We start from the raw sequence: 21003 nt of genomic DNA on the forward strand, positions 1-21003 counted from the left end.
CCCGAGGCAATGCGCGGGGAGCGCGAACGGCCGTCGATGGGGAGGGAACAGACGTATGGCAGCGCAATTCGGCCGCCGACTGCGCAAGGGGGCCACCACCACTGCGGTGGCAGCGGTCGCGGTGGCAGCGCTCTCCGCATCCCAGGCGCCGGGCGTGACGCCCGCCTCCACCGGCGGTGACGGCCAGGAGTCCGGTTCGACCGGGTCGTCCGGGACCTCGGCGACCGGCAACTCCCCGTACTACACGGACCTGCCTCCGCTCAACACCCCGAACAAGCCGGGTGCTTCGGCCGACCTGCCGGCGACAGGTCCTGCGGAAGCGGGCATTCCGGCCACCGTGCTCGCCGCCTACAAGCAGGCCGAGCAGACCCTCGCGAGCTCCGACCCCGCCTGCCGTCTCCCCTGGCAGCTGCTCGCCGCGATCGGCAAGGTCGAATCCGGCCAGGCCCGCGGGGGCCGCGTCGACGCCAACGGCACCACATTCAGCCCGATCCTGGGCCCGGTCCTCAACGGCGCCGGTTTCGCCAACATCTCGGACACCGACGGCGGCGCCTACGACGGCGACCGCACCCACGACCGGGCCGTCGGCCCCATGCAGTTCATCCCGTCCACCTGGGCCACCTGGGGCCAGGACGCCAACAGCGACGGCCGCAAGGACCCGAACAACATCTACGACGCAGCCCTCGCCGCCGGAAAGTATCTGTGCGCCGGTGGCCGCGACCTGTCCGTCCAGGCCGATCTGGACAAGGCGATCCTGAGCTACAACCACTCGCGGGAGTACCTGCGGACGGTCATGTCGTGGTTCGACTACTACAAGCGCGGCACCCACCAAGTGCCGGACGGTACGGGCGTACTGCCGGCCGACCACAGCGACGACAGCACCGGAGCGAGCCCCACGCCCACCGCTCCCGTCACGCCCGGTGTCACCCCCGGCCCCAGCCCGAGCCCTTCGAAGCCCGGCGGCACCACCGGCCCGAGCCCGAGCCCTTCGAAGCCCGGCGGCACCCCCAAGCCGACCCCGCCCCCGACCACGAAGCCCACCCCCTCGCCCACGGAGATGGTGTACCGGATCGAGGACGCGGACACCGGACAGCTCGCCGCCACCGCCGGCGGCGCCTTCGCGGAGCGGATCAAGGTCCGTGCCAAGAACCGCGCGGGCCAGTCCGTCGTCAGCGCGGATCTCGTCTTCGAGGTAGTCGGCGACACCGATGCCAGGTTCTCCGGCGCCAGGGCCGCCGTGGTCGTCCGTACCGGCCCGGACGGAGTCGCCGTCGCCCCCGCGCTGGGAGCGGGCGAGAAGACCGGGAGCTTCACCGTCCGCGCCACCGTCGCCGGACGTGCGCTGCCCGGCCTCGACTACACCGCGACCGTCGGCCCCCGCCAGGCGGACGAGCTGGTGCGCACCGGCGACAAGGAGCTGACGGCCGCGCCCGGCGCCGAGTTCGCCGACCCGGTCGAGGTCAAGGCCACCCTCAAGGGTGCCGCCGCCGCGGGCGTGGCGGTCACCGCCACGATGATCACCGCCGCCGACGACCCGGCGGGCAGCGGCGTCGAGAACACCAAGGGCCCCTACTTCAAGGACGCGGAGGGCAAGCCGGTCCGCACCCTGACCGACCTGAAGACCGACGCCAACGGCGCGCTCGTCCTCCCGAAGATCTTCGCCGACGACCAGACCGGCACGTTCCTGCTGCGCCTCACCGCACCGGGCGGCGCGACGCTCACGGTCGAACTGAAGGTGGCTGCCCCGGCCTAGGCCCGGACAAGGCCCGGCCTGGGCCCGGACAAGGCCCGGCCTGGGCCCGGACAAGGCCCGGCCTGGGCCCGGACAAGGCCCGGCCTGGGCCCGGACAAGGCCCGGGCTCTGGTTCCTTGCCCAGGCCGGGACAAGGGCCAGAACCAGAACCTGGTCCCTTCTCGTACGCACACCGCCCCTTCGCCGCAGCACGGCGAAGGGGCGGTGTCGTTTGCGGTGCAACGTGTTCTCATCTCACGGCCGCGTTGCTACGGTGCCCCAGCCCTGCCGTCCTGACGCTGTATCAGATCCGTGCACCCGGGAGGCCGACCATGCGCGCCCTCGTCGCCGCCGCCATCGGGCTGGCCTCTGCGCTCCTCATCGTCCTGCTCATCGCGGTCCTCGAGGTACCGCCCGGGGAGACCTCACCCAAGCCCCTGTACACCACCGTCCCCGGCCCCAAGCAGTAGCGGGAGGACCAGCCGCCATGCGCCGCAAAGCCAGCCTCGTGCTCCTGGCCTTCGCCGTCTTCTTCGCCGCCCTCGCGCCCGTTCTGCGCTGGTACGCCTTTCCACGGCTCGCGAAGATACCGCCCAGCCAGTACCAGGAGGCGGTGCTCGAGGCGAAGCCCGCGACCCTGCTGCAGTACGACACGATGCAGGCGAAGCAGGTCGAGAAGGTCACCATCGTCCAGACCCTCAAGGGCAACGTCGAGGAGTCCGAGAGGATCGAACGGGACGCCGGCCGTGACGTCGTCGTCTGGGACGCGCTGTCGTACCTCCAGGGCCCCGACGGCAAGATGATCTCCCAGATCCCCGAGCGCTACATCTTCGACGCCCACACCCAGGCGCCCGTGCACGCCACCGGCGAATCGGTCGACGGGGACGCGGTGCGGCGCGAGGGCATCGAGTTCAAGTGGCCCTTCCTGACGGAGAAGCGGGACTACGAGTACTTCGACGCCCAGCCCCGGACCTCGGCGCCCATCCACTACAAGGGGACGAGAACCTTCCGGGGCCTGGAGGTCTACTACTTCGAGCAGACGATTCCGTGGACCAAGGTGCCGTACCCGAAGACGATGCCGATGCCGGGCATCGACCCGAGCACCCTGGAGAAGAAGACCGGCACCACCCGCTGGTACACGACCAAGCGGATGTTCTGGGTCGAGCCGGTCACCGGCGCGCCCGTCAATGGCGAGGAGATCCACACCGAGGAGCTGCGCGGCGGCTCGCTGCTCGGCGGCCGGGAGAAGGTCACCGTGTTCTCCGGGCACGTGAAGATGCGCGAGGACTACGTCGACTACACCGTCGACCTGGTGTCCTCGAACCGCACGACGGTGCTTCTGCTGGTCTCGTACCTGCCGTGGGGATTCCTGACCCTCGGCGTGGTCCTGCTGGCGCTCTCCTTGTACCTGGAAGCACGGTCGCGCCGGCCGGAGGGGCCTGCTGTGGAGCGGCGACAGCCGGAGCCGGTCAACGCCTGACCCCGCGGCCGACGCCACGCGTCGGCTCGGCTTTCGACGGGTCCTCGGGCCAGGCATGCTTCGGGTAGCGCCCGCGCAACTCGGCCCGCACGGCACGGTATCCGTCGCGCCAGAACGAGGCCAGATCGGCGGTGACGGCCGCCGGGCGCCCGGCGGGGGAGAGGAGATGGACGAGTACGGGTACTCCGGCGAGACGTGGAGTCTCCTGAAGGCCGAACAGCTCCTGGAGCTTCACGGCCAGCACGGGCTGCTCACCGCCGTAGTCGACCCGGATGCGAGATCCGCTCGGCACCTCGATCCGTTCCGGGGCGAGCTCGTCCAGGCGCACCGCTTCGCCGGTCGCCCAGGGGAGCAGCCGCTGCAGGGCCTGTCCGGCGTCGATGCGGGCCAGGCCTGCCCGGCGGCTCGCCCGGGACAGCTCCGGCTCCAGCCATTCGTCCGTGCGGTCCAGCAGGGCGGCGTCCGACACATCGGGCCAGGGCGCGCCCAGTACCCGGTGAAGAAACGCGAGCCGCTGCCGCAGGGCCCCGGCGTCCCGGGACCACATGAGCAGCCCGAGCCCCTCGCGCCCAAGACCCTCCAGCAGCGCCGCCCGTACGAGCCCGGGGTCCGGCTCCTTCAACGGCCGTACGGACAGCTCCACCGCACCCAGCCGCTCCACGCGCCGGGCGACGACGTCGCCGTCCTCCCAGTGCACCTCCTCGCCCTCGGCGAGCAGATGGGACGCGGCGGTACGCGCGGTGCCCTCGTCCACGACGGCGGCGAGCCGCACTCGTGCGGACGCGGCCTGCGCGGCCCGGTCCGCCACGGCCACCGCCAGCCACGGCGCACTCCGCAGCCGCGACCCCTCGCCGAGTTCCGCACCGGTCCCGGACGCCATCAGGTACGCCGCTTCGCCGCGCGCCCGCGCGACCCGCTCGGGAAAGGCGAGCGCGGTGACGAACCCTGCGACGGTGTCGTCGGCGAGGTGGCTCTCCCCCGGCAAGGCCGGATGTGCGGCCCTCCCGGCGATCGGGGGTGCCCCCGCGCCGGACGCGCCGGTGGCCGGGCGCGAAACGCGGGGTCCTGCCGGCGGGGCGAGGGGGAGGGCGGGGGAAGGCTCCCCGGCCGTACCCGCGAGCCGCCGCACCTCCGCGCGCCAGCGCGCGGCGTACGCGTCGCCGCCGCGGCGGGCCGTGCGCCAGGCCGCGGCGAGGTCGTCGCCGTACTCCCGTGGCGGCTCCTCGCTCAGCAGCGCCACCACTTCGGCGGCGCGGCGGGCACCCACCTCGGGCGTGCCGTCCAGCAGGGCCCTGGCGAGGCGGGGGTGGAGACCGAGGCGGGACATGCGCACGCCGCGGTCCGTGGCCATGCCCGACGGCCCGACGGCACCGATCGCGGAGAGGACCGAGCGGGCCGCGGCCATCGCGCCGGCCGGCGGCGGGTCCAGCAGGGCGAGACCGGAGGCGTCCGGGTCGCCCCAGCAGGCCGCCTGCAGGGCGAACGCGGTCAGGTCCGCGACCTGGATCTCCGGCGCGGGGAAGCGGGGCAGCCGCACGTCCTCCGCCTCGGACCAGCAGCGGTACACCGCGCCCGGCGCCTCGCGGCCCGCCCGGCCCGCGCGCTGGCGGGCCGCGGCCTGCGAGGCCCGTACCGTCGTCAGCGAGCCGATGCCCCGCGCATGGTCGGTACGCGGCTCCCGGGCAAGGCCCGAGTCCACCACGACCCGCACCCCCGGCACGGTCAGCGACGACTCGGCCACCGACGTCGCCAGCACGACCCGGCGGCCGGCGGCGGAGCCGGCCAGCACCGCGTCCTGCACCGCCGCGGGCGCCCGCCCGTGCACCTGCAGCACCTCGGCGTCCACGTCCGACAGCAGTGCGGCGACCCGTGCGATCTCCCCGACACCCGGCAGAAAACACAGCACATCGCCCGAGCGCTCGGTCAGCGCCCGCCGGACCACCGACGCCACGTGCGCCAGCAGTGCCGGATCCACCCTCATCCCGTGCGGCGGCCGCACCGGCCTGGCCGGGGGAGCCCACACCACTTCCACGGGATGCGCGACCCCCTCGGCCGCCACGACCGGTGCGTCGCCGAGCAGCCGTGCCCACCCCTGGGCGTCCGTGGTCGCCGAGGCCGCCACGAGCCGAAGCTCCGGCCGCAGCGCCGCCCGTACGTCCAGCAGGAACGCCGCCACCGTGTCCGCGTCCAGATGCCGCTCGTGGCACTCGTCGATGATCACCGCATCGACGCCGGCCAGCTCCTGGTCCCGCTGCAGCCGCTGAAGCAGCACACCCGTGGTGACGACCTCCACCCGCGTGTCCCGCCCGACGACCCGCTCGCCGCGAACGGTGAACCCGACCCGCCCGCCGGCCTTCTCACCCAGCAGCCACGCCATCCGCTTCGCCGCCGCCCGTGCCGCGATCCGCCGCGGCTCCGCGACCACGACCCGGCCGCCGGCCCCGCTCGATGCGCCGCGCGCCGCCCCTCCTGACAGCCCGGCCAGCGCGAGCGGTACGAGGGTCGTCTTGCCCGTCCCGGGCGGCGCGCACAGCACGGCGGTCCCGTGCGTGTCGAGTGCCCGCTCCAGAGCGGGCAGGGCCGTACGTACAGGCAGCTGAGCCAGGGCGTCTTCGCGAATCACGCACTCAGTCTCGTACGCAGACGAAGATCGCCGTCCCCGGGATCAGATTCCCCCGCAGCGGCGACCAGCCGCCCCACTCCTGGCTGTTCCAGGCCGGCCACTCCGGCTCGACCAGGTCCAGCAGCCGGAAGCCCCCGGCCACCACGTCCCGCACCCGGTCGCCGATCGTCCTGTGGTGCTCCACATATACGGCACGGCCCTGCTCGTCCTGCTCGACGTAGGGCGTGCGGTCGAAGTAGGAGGCGGCCACACTCAGCCCCTCGGGGCCCGGCTCGTCGGGGAACGCCCAGCGGATCGGATGCGTGACCGAGAAGACCCACCGTCCGCCCGGCCGCAGGACACGCCGCACCTCACGGAACACCTTCACCGGGTCGGAGACGAAGGGCACCGCCCCGTACGCCGAGCAGGCCAGGTCGAAGGAGGCGTCGGCGAAGGGCAGCGCCCCCGCGTCCGCCTCCACGAGCGACACGCCGTCGGCGCCGATCCTCAGTGCGTGCTGGAGCTGGCGGTGCGAGAGGTCCAGGGCCACCGGCCGCGCGCCCTGTGCCGCCAGCCAGCGCGAGCACTGCGCCGCGCCCGCGCCGATCTCCAGGACGGCCAGTCCCCTCAGGGACTCCGCGGGGCCCAGCAGCGCCGCGTCCGCCTCGTCCAGCCCCTCCGGACCCCAGACGAACCGGTCGTCGCCCAGGAACGTCCCGTGCTCACTCTGGTACTCGTCCGCGTTCCGGTCCCACCAGCCACGACTCGCCCGGCTGCTCTCCGCGTCACCGGCGTCACGCCGGGTCGCTTCCGGTTCGTACTCTTGGATCATCTCGCCCGTCGTTGTACGTTGCTGAGACCTCGCCGGGAAGCGCCGCGGACGTGTCGCGGATGAGCGAGGCGTGGCCATCGTGGCCTCGGCAAACCTTAGTTGTGCCGGGTATGCGGCGATCCGCCCCGGGTGGGGGCCTTCGCGCATTGACCGTGCCCTGCCGCGCCCTTATGCTAAAGGTTGCGCTGCGGGCTTGCGCGCCTCAGACGTAGCAGGCCGCGCTCGCATCTGTTGTATGTCCCCTCGGTTTTCGAGGCGCCTTTCCTCTCGGGTTGGCGCTTCCTTGGCTGTCCGGCTTCTTCAGCTGCGATACGGGCTCTCGGCGTAGCAGTACCTACGACTTCAATGTCCGTACCGGAGCCCTTTCCCACATGACGAGCAGCACCGAGACCACCGCCACCACCCCGCAGGTTGCGGTCAACGACATCGGTAACGAGGAAGCCTTCCTCGCCGCGATCGACGAGACGATCAAGTACTTCAACGACGGCGACATCGTCGACGGCGTCATCGTGAAGGTCGACCGGGACGAGGTCCTGCTCGACATCGGTTACAAGACCGAAGGTGTCATCCCGAGCCGCGAGCTCTCGATCAAGCACGACGTCGACCCGAACGAGGTCGTGGCCGTCGGCGACGAGATCGAGGCCCTGGTCCTCCAGAAGGAGGACAAGGAAGGCCGCCTGATCCTCTCGAAGAAGCGCGCGCAGTACGAGCGTGCCTGGGGCACCATCGAGAAGATCAAGGAAGAGGACGGCATCGTCACCGGTACCGTCATCGAGGTCGTCAAGGGTGGTCTCATCCTCGACATCGGCCTCCGCGGCTTCCTCCCCGCCTCCCTCGTGGAGATGCGTCGCGTCCGCGACCTCCAGCCGTACGTCGGCAAGGAGCTCGAGGCGAAGATCATCGAGCTGGACAAGAACCGCAACAACGTGGTCCTGTCCCGCCGTGCCTGGCTGGAGCAGACCCAGTCCGAGGTCCGCCAGACGTTCCTCACCACCCTGCAGAAGGGTCAGGTCCGTTCCGGCGTCGTCTCCTCGATCGTCAACTTCGGTGCCTTCGTGGACCTGGGTGGCGTCGACGGTCTCGTCCACGTCTCCGAGCTGTCCTGGAAGCACATCGACCACCCGTCCGAGGTTGTCGAGGTCGGCCAGGAAGTCACCGTCGAGGTTCTCGACGTCGACATGGACCGCGAGCGTGTCTCCCTGTCGCTGAAGGCGACGCAGGAAGACCCGTGGCAGCAGTTCGCCCGCACCCACCAGATCGGCCAGGTCGTCCCGGGCAAGGTCACGAAGCTGGTTCCGTTCGGTGCGTTCGTCCGCGTGGACGAGGGCATCGAGGGTCTGGTCCACATCTCCGAGCTGGCCGAGCGCCACGTGGAGATCCCGGAGCAGGTCGTCCAGGTCAACGACGAGATCTTCGTCAAGGTCATCGACATCGACCTCGAGCGTCGCCGGATCTCGCTGTCCCTGAAGCAGGCCAACGAGTCCTTCGGTGCCGACCCGGCGTCGGTCGAGTTCGACCCGACCCTGTACGGCATGGCCGCGTCCTACGACGACCAGGGCAACTACATCTACCCCGAGGGCTTCGACCCGGAGACCAACGACTGGCTCGAGGGCTTCGAGAAGCAGCGCGAGGAGTGGGAGCGCCAGTACGCCGAGGCGCAGCAGCGCTTCGAGCAGCACCAGGCGCAGGTCATCAAGAGCCGCGAGGCCGACGAGGCCGCCGCTGCCGAGGGTGGCCAGGCCGCTCCGGCCGCTGCCGGTGCCACCGGTGGTTCGTACTCCTCGGAGTCGGACGACACCTCCGGCGCCCTGGCCTCCGACGAGGCCCTGGCTGCCCTGCGCGAGAAGCTGGCGGGCGGCCAGAGCTGACGCTCTGACGCCGAGAGTTTCCAGCGCTTGCCGCACGGCTGACAGCAGCTGAATGAGGCCCGTTCCCCTTCGGGGAGCGGGCCTCACTCGTGCTCATGACCCGTGCTCAAGGAGTCCTGTTCCTCAAGGAGTCCTGTTCCTCAAGGACTCCCTGTTCGAGGACTCCTGTTCAAGGACCCGTACCCAAGGACTCGCGCCCAGCCGGTTCGTCCGGGCCGACGACGACGGATCTGATGCGCGCCCCGGGAATGACCGCACCCGCCGTGATGTTGGCAGATGTGACATGGAGGAGGGGCGGTAATCGTGCTTGATCCGCAGGGTTTGTACGAGTGGGATCAGAAGGGCCTGGCAGTCGTCGACGTGGCCCTCGCGCAGGAGTCGGCCGGGCTGGTCATGCTGTACCACTTCGACGGATACATCGACGCGGGTGAGACCGGCGAACAGATCGTCGAATCGCTGCTGGAATCGCTTCCGCACCAAGTCGTCGCCCGCTTCGACCACGACAGGCTCGTGGACTACCGGGCGCGCCGCCCGCTGCTGACCTTCCGGCGCGACCGCTGGACGGACTACGAGACCCCGGCCCTGGAGGTCCGGCTGGTCCAGGACGCCACCGGCGCACCTTTCCTGCTGCTCTCCGGACCCGAACCCGATGTCGAGTGGGAGCGGTTCGCCGTCGCCGTCCGGCAGATCGTCGAGCGTCTGGGCGTACGCCTCTCGGTGAACTTCCACGGGATCCCCATGGGGGTGCCGCACACCCGCCCGGTCGGCATCACGCCGCACGGCAACCGCACGGAGCTCATGCCGGGCCACCGCAGCCCCTTCGACGAAGCCCAGGTGCCGGGCAGCGCCGAGTCGCTCGTCGAGTACCGGCTGATGCAGTCCGGGCACGACGTCCTCGGTGTCGCCGCGCACGTACCTCACTACGTCGCCCGCTCCTCCTACCCCGATGCCGCGCTCACCGCCCTCGAGGCGATCACCGCCGCCACCGGACTGGTCCTGCCCGGTGTCGCACACGCCCTGCGCACGCAGGCACAGCGCACCCAGACCGAGATCGACCGGCAGATCGGCGAGGGTGACGAAGAGCTGGTGGCCCTGGTGCAGGGGCTTGAGCACCAGTACGACGCCATCGCCGGCGTCGAGACGCGCGGCAGCCTGGTCGCGGAGCCGGTGGACCTCCCTTCCGCGGACGAGATCGGCCGCGAGTTCGAGCGGTTCCTGGCCGAGCGGGAGGGCGACTCCTAGGCCCGGCAGCGCCACCCCTAAGCTTCCGCTCATGCTGAAGGTGGGCCTGACCGGCGGGATCGGCGCCGGCAAGAGTGAAGTGTCCCGGCTCCTCGTCTCGTACGGAGCCGTGCTGATCGACGCCGACAAGATCGCTCGCGAGGTGGTCGAGCCCGGGACGCCCGGGCTCGCGGCCGTCGTGGAGGCGTTCGGGCCGGAGATCCTCACCGCCGACGGGACCCTGGACCGTCCGAAGCTCGGCTCGATCGTGTTCGCGGACACCGAGCGGCTGGCGCAGCTCAACGCGATCGTGCACCCGCTCGTCGGGGCGCGGTCGGCGGAGCTGGAGGCCGCGGCGGGGCCGGATTCGGTGGTGATCCACGACGTACCGCTGCTCACCGAGAACGCTCTGGCACCGCTCTACGACCTGGTCGTCGTCGTGGACGCGGCGCCGGAGACCCAGCTGGACCGGCTCGTACGACTCCGTGGAATGACCGAGTCCGAGGCGCGGGCGCGGATGGCCTCGCAGGCCACGCGTGAGCAGCGGCGCGCCATCGCCGACCTCGTCATCGACAACGACGGGCCGCTCGAAGCGCTGGAACCTCAGGTGCGGAAGGTCTGGGGGGACCTGACCGAGCGCGCGCGTCGCGGCTGAAGCTGCGCCCCGGATCCATCCGCGGCTCCACGGTCGGGATCTCGTACGACGGCGGCGACCCGCGCGAGGTCGTCCTGCCCGGCCATGGGCGCACCCGCATCGACCGGGGTTTCGTGATCACCGGACCACTGCCGTGATCATCGGAATACCGATGTCGCGCGGCATGTTGATTCCGCGAAGCGTTGGGAAGGATGCGAGCGTGCCCGAGACGAACCCGGAGACTCACGTCATCGACTTCCGCGCGGCCGAGCAGCTGCTTGCGGCGCGGGACCCGCGCGGTGCGGTGAAGCTGCTCGACTCGGTGATCGCGGCCCATCCCGAGAGCTTCGCGGCCCGCCTCCTGAGAGCCCGTGCCTACTTCGCGGCGGCCATGCTCCGCTCCGCCGAGCGTGAGTTCCGCCTGATCGTGGAGCGCGAACCGGACAACGCCTACGCCCACTTCGCGCTCGCCCGCACCCTCGAACGCACCAGCCGGCCGGACGAGGCCCTGCGACACTTCCGGCTGGCGGCGGCGCTCGACCCCAAGCCCGAGTACGTGGCAGCGGCGCGCTTCGAGGCCTGACCCGCCGCGGCGCGGCGCCTTTCGGCGGCGCGTTCCAGGTGGGTGCTAGTGCCCCTCCCGGCAAGCTTTGCCCTGTCGCGCAGTCCGGCACGCACCCTCGCTGCGTTGGCCAAAAGCCCTGGTAGCTCCGCTACAAGGACTTCCGGCCGCCTTGCGATGGCACGCACCGGACGACGCTCCTCGACGGGCAAACATTGCCGGTCGCGGCACTAGCGGCGTGCTCGTGGACCGCCGTGGTCCGGTTCGTACGGAGGGATGTCCGGGCCGGGCTGGTAGTGCGGCCCCTGGTGGAGACGGTGCACCACCCACAGCAAATCGGCCATGATGATCACGCAGAGCACCGCGGAGGTGATCGCCCAGCCGGGATGCTCCGTGACCGCGAAGGTGCCCAGGCCCACAACGGCCCAGATCAGGCCCCATACACTCAGCCAGAACCGCATCCGCAGGGGACTGCGTGCGGTCGTGGGTTCACTCCCAGTGCGCATGGCAATCGCCTCTTCCACTCCAGGATGTACCCGGAGGGCCCGTTCGCGCGCGAAAGTCCTGACGATGATGCGAACAGCGATGAGTTCGGAGGGCGTTCCCGGTCTGACTCTGTGAAAGCGAAGCCGAGCGCTTGCACGGGACGCGTGCACGGAACGCGTGCGCGTAGTGCCTGCGCGCGGTGCGTGCACGGATCGTCTGCACGCGACGCCCACACAGAACGCTCATCCGAGGGAGATCTCCATGTCCGCCGCCACCTCCGCGCCCGCCTCCGCCGGGACCGCCGGGATCAGCCGCCGCGCGCACCTCACCGTCCGCACGCTGCAGATCGTTCTCGCCCTGTTCCTCGCGATCCCCAGCGCCGTGCCGAAGCTGATCGCCCACTCCTCCGCCACGGAGGCCTTCGACAAGATCGGCTTCGGCGACTGGTTCATGTACACCACCGGGGCCCTGGAGCTGGCCGGTGCGGTGGCGCTGGTGATCCCGATCCTCTCCGGGATCTCCGCGCTGGCCCTGATCGGGCTGATGATCGGCGCGTTCGTGACCCAGCTGACCGTTTTCGACGGGCAGTACGCGATCACTCCGGTGCTGGTGGCGGTGCCGCTCGTCGTCATCGCCTGGGTCAGGCGGCAGCACAACGCCGAGCTCGTCGCGCTCGTCCGGCGACGGGCGTAGCCCGGCCGTCCCCCTCCCCGTCCCTGCTTCCCGTCCCCTCCCGCTGTCCCTGGCTCAGTGGACGAAGCCGTAGCTGCGCCAGGGCGGCGTACCGGGAACGATGTTGTCGAACAGCGTCGTCGGGATGTACGCCGAGTCGCCGCCCTTGCAGTCCGGCGCCGGGTAAGCGACGAGGTCGACCTGGGTGGCGTTCTCGATCCGGAAGGCACCGCCCGCCGAGAGTTCGTGGCACGCCTCGAGCTCGGGGTTCGACACCGTGACGACGTCGCCCCCCTCGGTCTGGTAGTTGACGGTGCCCAACGCGGTCCGGCCAAGGCCGGAACAGCCCGCGACGGCGAGGGTCAGGAGCACTGCCCCGGCGGCGATGCCGGGACGCCGGTGATCGGACATGGCTGGTCCTCGTCTGTGGTGCCGGACTCGTGCTCGCCACCCTGCCGGACAACCGGCACGGCGGCACCCCAGGTGCAGCCGCACAGGGGATCCGGACGCTCGACCGGGGGTCACGACAGGAATACCGTTGAAGCGGGGGCCGAGCGGACGGCAGGGGGTGCCGTGATGGTCGAAGAGCTGGTGACGGCGGGTGTGGCGGCAGGAACCGCCCTTCTGGTGTACGGACTGGCCGCGGCCAGGGTCGTCAAGCAGTACGAACGGGGCGTGGTGCTCCGCCTCGGGCGGCTCAGCAGCCGTGTGCGCGGACCGGGATTCACCATGATCGTTCCGTTTGTGGACCGGCTGCACAAGGTGAACATGCAGATCGTGACCATGCCCGTGCCCGCCCAGGAGGGCATTACACGCGACAACGTCACGGTCCGGGTGGATGCCGTCGTGTACTTCAAGGTGGTGGACGCGGCCGACGCGATCATCAGCGTCGAGGACTACCGCTTCGCCGTCTCCCAGATGGCGCAGACCTCGCTGCGTTCCATCATCGGCAAGAGCGAGCTGGACGATCTGCTGTCCAACCGGGAGAAGCTCAACCAGGGTCTGGAACTGATGCTCGACAGCCCGGCCCTCGGGTGGGGAGTGAGCGTCGACCGGGTGGAGATCAAGGACGTGTCGCTGCCGGAGACGATGAAGCGCTCGATGGCACGGCAGGCGGAGGCGGACCGGGAGCGCCGAGCGCGGGTCATCAACGCCGACGCGGAACTCCAGGCATCGAAGAAGCTGGCCGAGGCGGCGCACCAGATGGCCGACGCGCCCGCGGCGCTGCAGCTGCGGCTGCTCCAGACGGTGATGGCCGTGGCCGCCGAGAAGAACTCCACGCTGGTGCTGCCCATTCCGGTGGAGCTGTTGCGGTTCCTGGATCGCGGCTCGCAGGTCGCCCCGGAGGCCGCTGCGCAGACCGCGCCACAGGCCGCTCCGCAGGCCGAATCGTCGAACGAGCCGGACACGTCGAACGAGCCCGCCACGGCGAAGGAACTGGACGAGCAGCAGCCTGCGGCTCTGGAAGGGCTGGCGGCGCTGGCGAGCCTGGATCTGCCGGTGTCGGACCTGCCGGAGACGTCGGAGGAGGCATCGGACACGTCGCTGGAGCGTGAGGTGGACTCTCAGGACGCCGTCCAGGACGCCGTCGACAGGCCCAGGTGATCGTCGCGGCGCAGGTCGGAGGCCGGTGAGGGGCATTGTCAGACCCCGCCCGTATGGTCGTGGTTCCAAGGACTCGACCAGTGAGTGGGAGGGGAGGTGCCCCGCACGTGTTGCACACCTGTGCCGCGGTGTTCGTGCCGGCCGTGCTGCCGCGGGAAGGGCGGGTCGCCTTCTGGAGCCCGGACGGAGGCGCGCTTCCGGCCGATTCCGCTGCGCTCGGCGAGGCCGGTGGGTACGGGGGTGCCGGCAGGTACGGGGGTGCCGGCGACTCCGCCGGGCACGGGGGTGTCGGCGAGTCCGGCGAGTTCGGCGAGCTGACGGTCGTACGGCCGCACGGAAAGGGCGTCCGCAGCCGCACCGTCCCCGCCGTGCTGCTCCGCGTCGCCGACGCCGTACCGGTGCTTGTCCGCGCCCGGCACGACGCGGCGGCCCACCCCGCCGCGGCATGCTGGGGCGCCGCCGCCCTGCACGCCCTGCAGCTGGCCGCGCGTGGCCGGCTGCTGCCCGGTCTGACCCCCGACGACCACGACGCCTGGCGGGCGGGCCCGCTGGACGCGGAGGACATCGCCCAGCTCAGGGCGATCGCCGCCGCCATGCCTGCCGAGGCACATGCCACCCCGCTGCCGGGCCTGCGCCCCCTTCAGCTGCCCGACCCCGAAGCCCTGATCAGGTCGTTCCTGGACGCGGTCGCGGACACCCTGCCCCGTACCCCGGCCGCCGAGCACGCGGCCGGCCGGCCGTTCGCCGCCATGGCGCCGCAGCATCTGCCGGACGCCCGTGACTGGGCGGCGGAGGTCGCGGCCGGGATGGACGCGGGCGTACGGATCTCGCTCCGCCTCGACCTGTCGGCCTACGAGCTGTTCGACCTGGCCGAGGAAGGCGGTGACGAGAGGCAGGCGGGCGCCGCTCTCCTCCAGGTGCACAGCCTCGCCGATCCGACGCTCGTCCTCGACGCCGCCCGTCTCTGGGCGGGCGACGGCGACGAGCACTTCGGGCCGCGCGCCCGTATCGACGCCGTGCTCGCCGTACGCCGGGCGGCCCGTGTGTGGCCCCCGCTCGGCCGGCTCATGGAGCGCGAGGTCCCCGACGTGCTGCCGCTCACCGAGGACGAGCTGTACGAACTGCTGGGCGAGGCCACAGCCCGCCTCGTCGCCGCCGGAATCGCCGTCCACTGGCCCAAGGAGCTGGCCCGGACGCTCAGCGCGGCCGCCGTCGTCCGGCCGCCGGCTCCCGGCTCGGCCACCGACGGCACCCCGTTCTTCGACAGCGAGCAGCTCCTCAGGTTCAACTGGCAGCTCGCGCTCGACGGGGACCCGCTGACCGAGCGTGAGATGGACGCGCTCGCCGAGGCGCATCGCCCCATCGTCCGGCTGCGCGACCAGTGGGTCGTCGTCGACCCCGACCTCGTGCGCAAGGCGCGCAAACGGGAGTTGGGGCTGCTGGAGCCCGTGGACGCGCTGGCCGTGGCGCTCACCGGTACCGCCGAGGTGGACGGCGAGACGGTCGAAGCCGTTCCGGAAGGTGCGCTGGCCGCTCTGCGCGACCGCCTCACCGAGGGTCCCGCCGCCCTCGCCCAGCCGACGGGCCTCGACGCCACCCTGCGCGACTACCAGCTCCGCGGCCTCGCCTGGCTGGATCTGATGACCTCGCTCGGACTCGGCGGCTGCCTCGCCGACGACATGGGCCTCGGCAAGACGGTCACGGTGATCGCACTCCATCTCCACCGCGCCGAGCAGCGTGCCCGACACCATGCCGAGCTGCGTGCCCGACACGGTGCCGAGCAATGTGTTGAAAACGGTGCCGAGCAGTCTGTCGAGCACGGTGCCCGGCAGTCTGTCCGACACGGCGCCGAGCAGCGTGCCGGGCACCGCGACCGCAGCGCGCCCACGCTCGTCGTCTGCCCGGCTTCGCTGCTCGGCAACTGGCAGCGGGAGATCGCCCGTTTCGCGCCGGGCGTGCCCGTGCGCCGCTTCCACGGCCAGGAGCGCAGCCTCGACGCCGGCCCTGACGGCTTCGTCCTCACCACCTACGGCACGATGCGCACGAGCGCGGCCGAGCTGGCCGGCCGGGAGTGGGGCATGGTCGTCGCGGACGAGGCGCAGCACGTCAAGAACCCCTTCTCCGCGACCGCCAAGGCGCTGCGCACCATCCCCGCCCCGGCGAGAGTCGCCCTGACCGGTACCCCGGTGGAGAACAATCTCTCCGAGCTCTGGGCCCTCCTCGACTGGACCACGCCCGGGCTGCTCGGCCCGCTGAAGTCCTTCCGGGCCCGCCACGCCCGCGCCGTCGAGAACCAGGAGCACATCGAGAACGAGGAGGCCGTGGAGCGTCTCGCCCGCCTCGTCCGTCCCTTCCTGCTGCGCCGGAAGAAGAGCGATCCCGGCATCGTGCCGGAGCTGCCGCCCAAGACGGAGTCCGACCATCCCGTGCCACTCACCCGGGAGCAGGCATCGCTGTACGAGGCGGTCGTGCGCGAGACCATGGCGCAGATCGAGAGCGTGGAGGGCATGGCGCGCCGCGGCCTCGTCATGAAGCTGCTGACCTCGCTCAAACAGATCTGCAATCACCCGGCGCAGTATCTGAAGGAGGACGCCGCCCGCCTCACCGCCCGCTCGGGGAAGCTCGCGCTCCTCGACGAGCTGCTCGACACGATCCTCGCGGAGGACGGTTCCGTGCTGGTCTTCACCCAGTACGTGTCGATGGCGCGGCTCATCTCCGCACACCTCGCGGCCCGGGCGATCCCGTCCCAGCTGCTGCACGGCGCCACCCCGGTGGCGGACCGGGACCGGATGGTCGACCGCTTCCAGTCCGGCGAGATCCCCGTCTTCGTCCTCTCCCTCAAGGCCGCCGGCACCGGACTGAATCTGACCCGTGCCGGCCATGTCGTCCACTACGACCGCTGGTGGAACCCGGCGGTGGAGGACCAGGCCACCGACCGGGCCTACCGAATCGGCCAGACCCAGCCCGTCCAGGTCCACCGCCTCATCGCGGAGGGCACGGTCGAGGACCGCATCGCCGAAATGCTGCTCTCCAAACGGGCGTTGGCGGACGCGGTGCTCGGCTCCGGGGAGGCGGCGCTGACCGAACTCGGCGACCGGGAGCTGGCCGATCTCGTCTCCCTGAGGAGGCCGTCATGAGCCCCGCAATGCCCGGTCGCCCCCGTGGTGCGCAGGACCCGCGACGTAGGGCGGGACTCCGCCGGGACGTCCCGCACCGGCCGGACGACCGTCGGCGCACGTTCCCGGCGCTCGCCCCGCGCTCCGGCGAGCAGACCTTCGCCGCGTCCTGGTGGGGCAACGCCTGGGTGGACGCGCTGGAGGACACCGCCCTCGACCCGGCCCGTCTCGCCCGTGGCCGCGCCTATGCCGGACGCGGCCAGGTCGACGCGATCACCGTCACGCCCGGTCGGGTCACGGCGTACGTCCACGGCACCCGGCCGCGCCCGTACCGTACGGAGATCCGGCTGCGCACCCTCGACGACGCCGACTGGGACCGGCTGCTCGGCCTGGCAGCCGCCAGGCCCGACCACATCGCCGCCCTGCTCGACAAGGACGTCCCGCACGCCCTCGCCGACGCCGCCGACCTGCTGCCGGCTCCCGGAGATCTGACCCCCGACTGTTCCTGCCCCGACGACGGCTTCCCCTGCAAGCATGCGGCCGCCCTCTGCTACCAGACGGCACGGATCCTCGACGAGGACCCGTTCGTGCTGTTCCTGATGCGCGGGCGCGGCGAGCAGGAGATCCTCGCCGAGCTCACCCGGCGCAACGCGACCTTCTCCGCGGCGGCCGAGCGGACCACGGCGCAGGGGCACGGCTCCGCGCCGGTCCTCGCGACGGTCACCGCGCGCGAGGCTCTCGCCCCGCGGACGCTGCCACCCCTTCCGGCCCCGCTGCCCGTGCCCCCGCACCCCGGACGCCCGCCGGTCTACCCGCAGGCCGCCGGATCCCCGGATGCTGCCTCAGCCTTCGGCCAGGGTCACCACCGTCTCGATGCGCTCGCCCTCGACCTCCTCGCCACCGAGGCCGCGGCCCGCGCACTCACCACCCTCCAGACCGGCCGGGACCCCATCGCCGGCCTCACCCTCTGGCAGGACGCCGTCCGCCTCGCCGCCGCACACCCCGGCTCCGGCCTCACCGCCTCCACCCGCGCCCTGTACACCGCGCTCGCCCGGGCCACCGACCGCACCGTCACCGACCTGGCTCGTGCCGTGGCCGCCTGGCGGCAGGGAGGCCTCGCGGGGCTGGCCGTCCTGGAGGAGGAGTGGGACCCGCCGGCCGGACCCTTCGACCGGGCCCGCCCCGCCCTGAACGCCGCGGACTTCCCGCACTTCCGCCCCCGCCGCAACCGCCTCTCCACCACCTCCCTGCAGCTGCGCCTGGGACGCGACGGCCTCTGGTACGGGTACGAATCGGACCCCGGCCGCGAGGACTGGTGGCCCCGCGGCATACCCGACCAGGACCCGGTCGGGGCTCTCACCACGCTGCTCGGCCGCTGACGGGTACGCTCGGAAAAGCTCGTCCGACGGGCGGGGAGCCGCTGAAGGGAGCCTGATGGAAGCGGAGTTGATGGCGCTGGCGACAGCGGGAGCGACCACGCTCGTCCAGCAGATGACGACCGACGGGTGGACGCGGGCCAAGGAGCGGATGGTCGCGTTCTTCGCCCGGCACGGCACCGCGGACGAGGAGAGCGTCGCCGCGGACCTCGATCTCGCCCACGCCGAACTGGTCGAGGAGGGGGCCGAGGAGCAGACGGCGGCCGACATCACCGCCGAGTGGCGCAACCGCATGCGCCGCACATTGCGGGCGGACCCCGAGAGCGCGGCCGAACTCCGTGCGCTTCTCGACGAGCTGACGCCCGAGCCCCCGGCCGAGCCTCGCGCAACAGTGCACAACGTCATGAGCGGAGGGGCGCACGGCTTTGTGATGCAAACGGGTCCGGTCGGACGCCTGAAGGTCGATGGCGGGGACGGCGTTGACCGGAGCCGGTGACCTCTCGAACATGGCGGGTGCGGAGCAGGTCGACGGCCCCGCGGATCTCGTCGTCGAGGGGTGCACCGCACTCCTGCACGATGCGGACGGCGCGATCCGGTTCGAGGAGGACCGGGCCGTCGTCGTACGTGCCGGAGTCATCGCGGACGTCACCTCCTCCCGCGCCGTCGCCGGACTGCCCGCCCGTGAACGGATCGACGCCCGTGGCCAGTTGGCCATGCCGGGGTTGATCAACTGCCACACCCACGCCTCGATGGTGGCCCTGCGCGGCATCGCGGAGGACGTTCCCGTCGAGGAGTGGTTCAACGACTGGGTCTGGCCCATCGAGAGCAACCTCACCGATGAGGTCGTGGAGCTCGGAGCGCTGCTCGCCTGCGCGGAGATGATCCGGGGCGGGGTCACGGCCTTCGCCGACCACTATTTCTCGATGGACCGCGTCGCCGACGCCGTCGTACGGAGCGGGCTGCGCGCCAACCTCGGCTGGGCGTACTTCTCCAGCCAGGGCGCGGAAGGGCGTGAGCGTTCCCTCGGCTTCGCGCTGCGCCGGAACGGTGACGCAGGCGGCCGGATCACCACCTCGCTGGCGCCGCACGCCCCGTACACCGTCGATGACGCGGATCTGGCGACCGCGGCAGAGCTGGCGCGTGAGCACGGGCTGCCCGTCCACATCCATGCCGCCGAGAACCGGGCGCAGACGGACAGCAGCATTGAGCGGTACGGCCGTACGCCCGTCGAGACTCTGCACCGTGCCGGACTGCTCGACGTGGACATCCTCGTGGCACACGGCACCGGCATCGTCGAGAGCGACCTTCCGCTCCTCGCGCGGGCCACCGGCCGGGTCGGGGTTGCGACGGCGCCCAAGGGCTACCTCAAGTTCGGCTGGGACACGACGCCCATCAGATCGCTGCGTGAGATCGGCATCCCGGTCGGCCTGGCCACGGACGGAGCGGCGTCCAACAACACGCTCGACGTGTGGGAGAGCATGATGCTCACCGCGCTCGTCCAGAAGTCGGCGGAGAGGGACCCGCGCTGGCTGACGGCACGCCAGGCGCTGGACCACGCGACCACCCAGAGCGCGCAGGTCGTCGGACTGGGCGGGCGACGCGAGACGGGGGTCCCCCCGGCCGAAGGGCGGGCGACGGTTGGCGCGCTTGCCCCGGGGCGGCGCGCCGATCTGATCCTGGTGGACCTGACCGGACCCCATGTGCGCCCGATGCACGACATGGCCGCTTCTCTCGTCTTCAGCGCACGGTCGGCGGATGTGCTGACCACGATCGTCGACGGCCGGGTTCTGATGCGTGACCGGAGACTTCTGACGCTCGACGTGGACGAGATCGCGGTCGAACTCGAGGCGCGGCTGACTGATCTGACGGACCGAGAACATGGGCGGCGTATTCAGGACTACGACGCCGAGTCATGAACACCCGGACGGCGTAGGAAAGTTCGACCTCACTCCACTCGATGGGGTGAAACGATTGTCGGCCATAACCCGAATGGCTCCATCGCGTTATTTCCGGTGCGGGTGAGCACCCGTGTTCATCCTCCGGAAGGCAGGAACCCATGAGGCAGATTCGCCGAACAGGTCTGATCGCAGCGATGGTCACGGGCGGCGCCCTCGCCGCGGCCGGGGCGGGGGCCGCCCATGCCGACTCGGACGCGCACGGGCGCGCGGCCGGGTCGCCGGGACTGATCTCCGGGAACACGGTGCAACTCCCGGTGCACGTCCCGGTCAATGTGTGCGGCAACACCGTGAATGTGATCGGTCTGCTGAACCCGGCGGTCGGCAACAGCTGCGAGAACGAAGGAAACGGCGGTGGCGGCGCCGTCGCCAAGGGGAGCGGAAAGGATTCTCCCGGGGTGCTCTCCGGCAACGGGATCCAGGTTCCCGTCGATGTGCCGGTGAATGTCACCGGTAACTCCGTCAACGTCGTCGGCGCCGGCAACGCGGCCGTCGGCAACTCGTCCTCGAACTCGTCCGGGAAGCCCCCGGCCGCGCCGAGGCCGGTGACCCCGCCGAAGACGAGACCGGCAGCACCGGTTCATCATGTGCCCGGGAGCCCGGTCGGACTGGCAGAGACCGGTGCCCCGTCCGTCGTCGGCCTCACGGTCCCGGCCGGCGCGGCCCTGATCCTGGGCGGCGCGATCCTCTACCGCCGCTTCCGCGGCACGGCCGACGACGCCTAGGACCTGTCCGGTGGATCAGGCCGCCTCCGACAGCCGGACAGGGCCTAAGGGCTGTCCCGTAATCCCCGGCGGGCGCACGACGACAGCTACGGCACCTCGCTGCGTTGTCGGATCGCCCGAATACGCCCAGTATGAGG

The 21003-nt window shown here is 71.5% G+C and carries 18 protein-coding genes; 14 read left to right on the forward strand and 4 right to left on the reverse strand.

Annotated elements, in window-relative coordinates:
- The first annotated feature begins 55 nt into the window (after positions 1 to 55).
- From ACWGI8_RS05095 to ACWGI8_RS05105, 3 genes are all read left to right on the forward strand, one after another.
- Positions 56 to 1753, forward strand: a complete 1698-nt coding sequence (locus ACWGI8_RS05095) for a lytic transglycosylase domain-containing protein (protein WP_453658722.1) — start codon at positions 56 to 58, stop codon at positions 1751 to 1753.
- 311 nt (positions 1754 to 2064) lie between these two features.
- Entirely contained in the window at positions 2065 to 2202 is a 138-nt protein-coding gene (locus ACWGI8_RS05100; protein ID WP_453658723.1) for an SPW_0924 family protein, read from the forward strand.
- 17 nt (positions 2203 to 2219) lie between these two features.
- The gene (locus ACWGI8_RS05105; RefSeq protein ID WP_453658724.1) at positions 2220 to 3212 is read left to right on the forward strand and encodes a DUF3068 domain-containing protein; all 993 of its coding nucleotides are present in this window, start codon (positions 2220 to 2222) and stop codon (positions 3210 to 3212) included.
- On the opposite strand, the gene ACWGI8_RS05110 is transcribed toward ACWGI8_RS05105, so the two are convergent.
- Positions 3202 to 5835 carry an ATP-dependent RNA helicase gene (locus ACWGI8_RS05110; RefSeq protein WP_453658725.1) on the reverse strand — a complete coding sequence of 878 codons (2634 nt, stop codon included), beginning with the start codon at positions 5833 to 5835 and terminating at the stop codon, positions 3202 to 3204. The genes ACWGI8_RS05105 and ACWGI8_RS05110 overlap by 11 nt on opposite strands.
- A 4-nt stretch (positions 5836 to 5839) precedes the next feature.
- Positions 5840 to 6646, reverse strand: coding sequence for a class I SAM-dependent methyltransferase (locus ACWGI8_RS05115; protein WP_453658726.1), 807 nt, complete (start codon positions 6644 to 6646; stop codon positions 5840 to 5842).
- Between the two features lie 371 nt (positions 6647 to 7017).
- Here ACWGI8_RS05115 and rpsA point away from each other — a divergent pair, with 371 nt between their 5' ends.
- The 4 genes from rpsA to ACWGI8_RS05135 all read left to right on the forward strand — a co-directional run bounded on the left by rpsA (position 7018) and on the right by ACWGI8_RS05135 (position 10952).
- Complete coding sequence (gene rpsA, locus ACWGI8_RS05120) at positions 7018 to 8514, forward strand: 30S ribosomal protein S1 (RefSeq protein ID WP_453658727.1); 1497 nt, start codon at positions 7018 to 7020, stop codon at positions 8512 to 8514.
- Between the two features lie 303 nt (positions 8515 to 8817).
- A complete protein-coding gene (locus ACWGI8_RS05125; protein ID WP_453658728.1) occupies positions 8818 to 9756 on the forward strand; it encodes a PAC2 family protein in 939 nt (312 codons plus the stop codon).
- Between the two features lie 31 nt (positions 9757 to 9787).
- On the forward strand, positions 9788 to 10390 hold the full coding sequence (gene coaE, locus ACWGI8_RS05130) for a dephospho-CoA kinase (protein ID WP_453658729.1): 603 nt from the start codon (positions 9788 to 9790) through the stop codon (positions 10388 to 10390).
- Between the two features lie 199 nt (positions 10391 to 10589).
- Positions 10590 to 10952 carry a tetratricopeptide repeat protein gene (locus ACWGI8_RS05135; protein WP_453658730.1) on the forward strand — a complete coding sequence of 121 codons (363 nt, stop codon included), beginning with the start codon at positions 10590 to 10592 and terminating at the stop codon, positions 10950 to 10952.
- A gap of 209 nt (positions 10953 to 11161) precedes the next feature.
- On the opposite strand, the gene ACWGI8_RS05140 is transcribed toward ACWGI8_RS05135, so the two are convergent.
- Positions 11162 to 11437 carry a DUF6343 family protein gene (locus tag ACWGI8_RS05140; RefSeq protein ID WP_453658731.1) on the reverse strand — a complete coding sequence of 92 codons (276 nt, stop codon included), beginning with the start codon at positions 11435 to 11437 and terminating at the stop codon, positions 11162 to 11164.
- A gap of 241 nt (positions 11438 to 11678) precedes the next feature.
- Between ACWGI8_RS05140 and ACWGI8_RS05145 the strand changes: the two genes are divergently transcribed.
- A complete protein-coding gene (locus tag ACWGI8_RS05145) occupies positions 11679 to 12110 on the forward strand; it encodes a DoxX family protein (RefSeq protein WP_453658732.1) in 432 nt (143 codons plus the stop codon).
- A 54-nt stretch (positions 12111 to 12164) separates the two neighbouring features.
- On the opposite strand, the gene ACWGI8_RS05150 is transcribed toward ACWGI8_RS05145, so the two are convergent.
- Positions 12165 to 12500, reverse strand: a complete 336-nt coding sequence (locus ACWGI8_RS05150) for a hypothetical protein (protein ID WP_453658733.1) — start codon at positions 12498 to 12500, stop codon at positions 12165 to 12167.
- 165 nt (positions 12501 to 12665) lie between these two features.
- On the opposite strand from ACWGI8_RS05150, the gene ACWGI8_RS05155 reads away from it, so the two are divergent.
- The 6 genes from ACWGI8_RS05155 (at position 12666) to ACWGI8_RS05180 (ending at position 20866) form a co-directional block, all read left to right on the forward strand.
- Positions 12666 to 13694: a slipin family protein gene (locus tag ACWGI8_RS05155; RefSeq protein WP_453658739.1), complete on the forward strand. Its 1029-nt coding sequence runs from the start codon at positions 12666 to 12668 to the stop codon at positions 13692 to 13694.
- Positions 13695 to 13747: 53 nt separating this feature from the next.
- Positions 13748 to 16831 (forward strand): DEAD/DEAH box helicase, encoded by a 3084-nt coding sequence (locus ACWGI8_RS05160; RefSeq protein ID WP_453658734.1) that lies wholly within the window; start codon positions 13748 to 13750, stop codon positions 16829 to 16831.
- Positions 16828 to 18189 (forward strand): SWIM zinc finger family protein, encoded by a 1362-nt coding sequence (locus ACWGI8_RS05165; RefSeq protein ID WP_453658735.1) that lies wholly within the window; start codon positions 16828 to 16830, stop codon positions 18187 to 18189. The genes ACWGI8_RS05160 and ACWGI8_RS05165 overlap by 4 nt, the downstream gene beginning before the upstream one ends.
- 55 nt (positions 18190 to 18244) lie before the next feature.
- Positions 18245 to 18682: a hypothetical protein gene (locus tag ACWGI8_RS05170; RefSeq protein WP_453658736.1), complete on the forward strand. Its 438-nt coding sequence runs from the start codon at positions 18245 to 18247 to the stop codon at positions 18680 to 18682.
- Between the two features lie 10 nt (positions 18683 to 18692).
- The gene (locus ACWGI8_RS05175) at positions 18693 to 20102 is read left to right on the forward strand and encodes an amidohydrolase (RefSeq protein ID WP_453658740.1); all 1410 of its coding nucleotides are present in this window, start codon (positions 18693 to 18695) and stop codon (positions 20100 to 20102) included.
- Between the two features lie 140 nt (positions 20103 to 20242).
- Positions 20243 to 20866 carry a chaplin gene (locus tag ACWGI8_RS05180; protein WP_453658737.1) on the forward strand — a complete coding sequence of 208 codons (624 nt, stop codon included), beginning with the start codon at positions 20243 to 20245 and terminating at the stop codon, positions 20864 to 20866.
- Positions 20867 to 21003 lie beyond the last annotated feature (137 nt).

This window comes from Streptomyces sp. NPDC054841 (assembly GCF_053611045.1).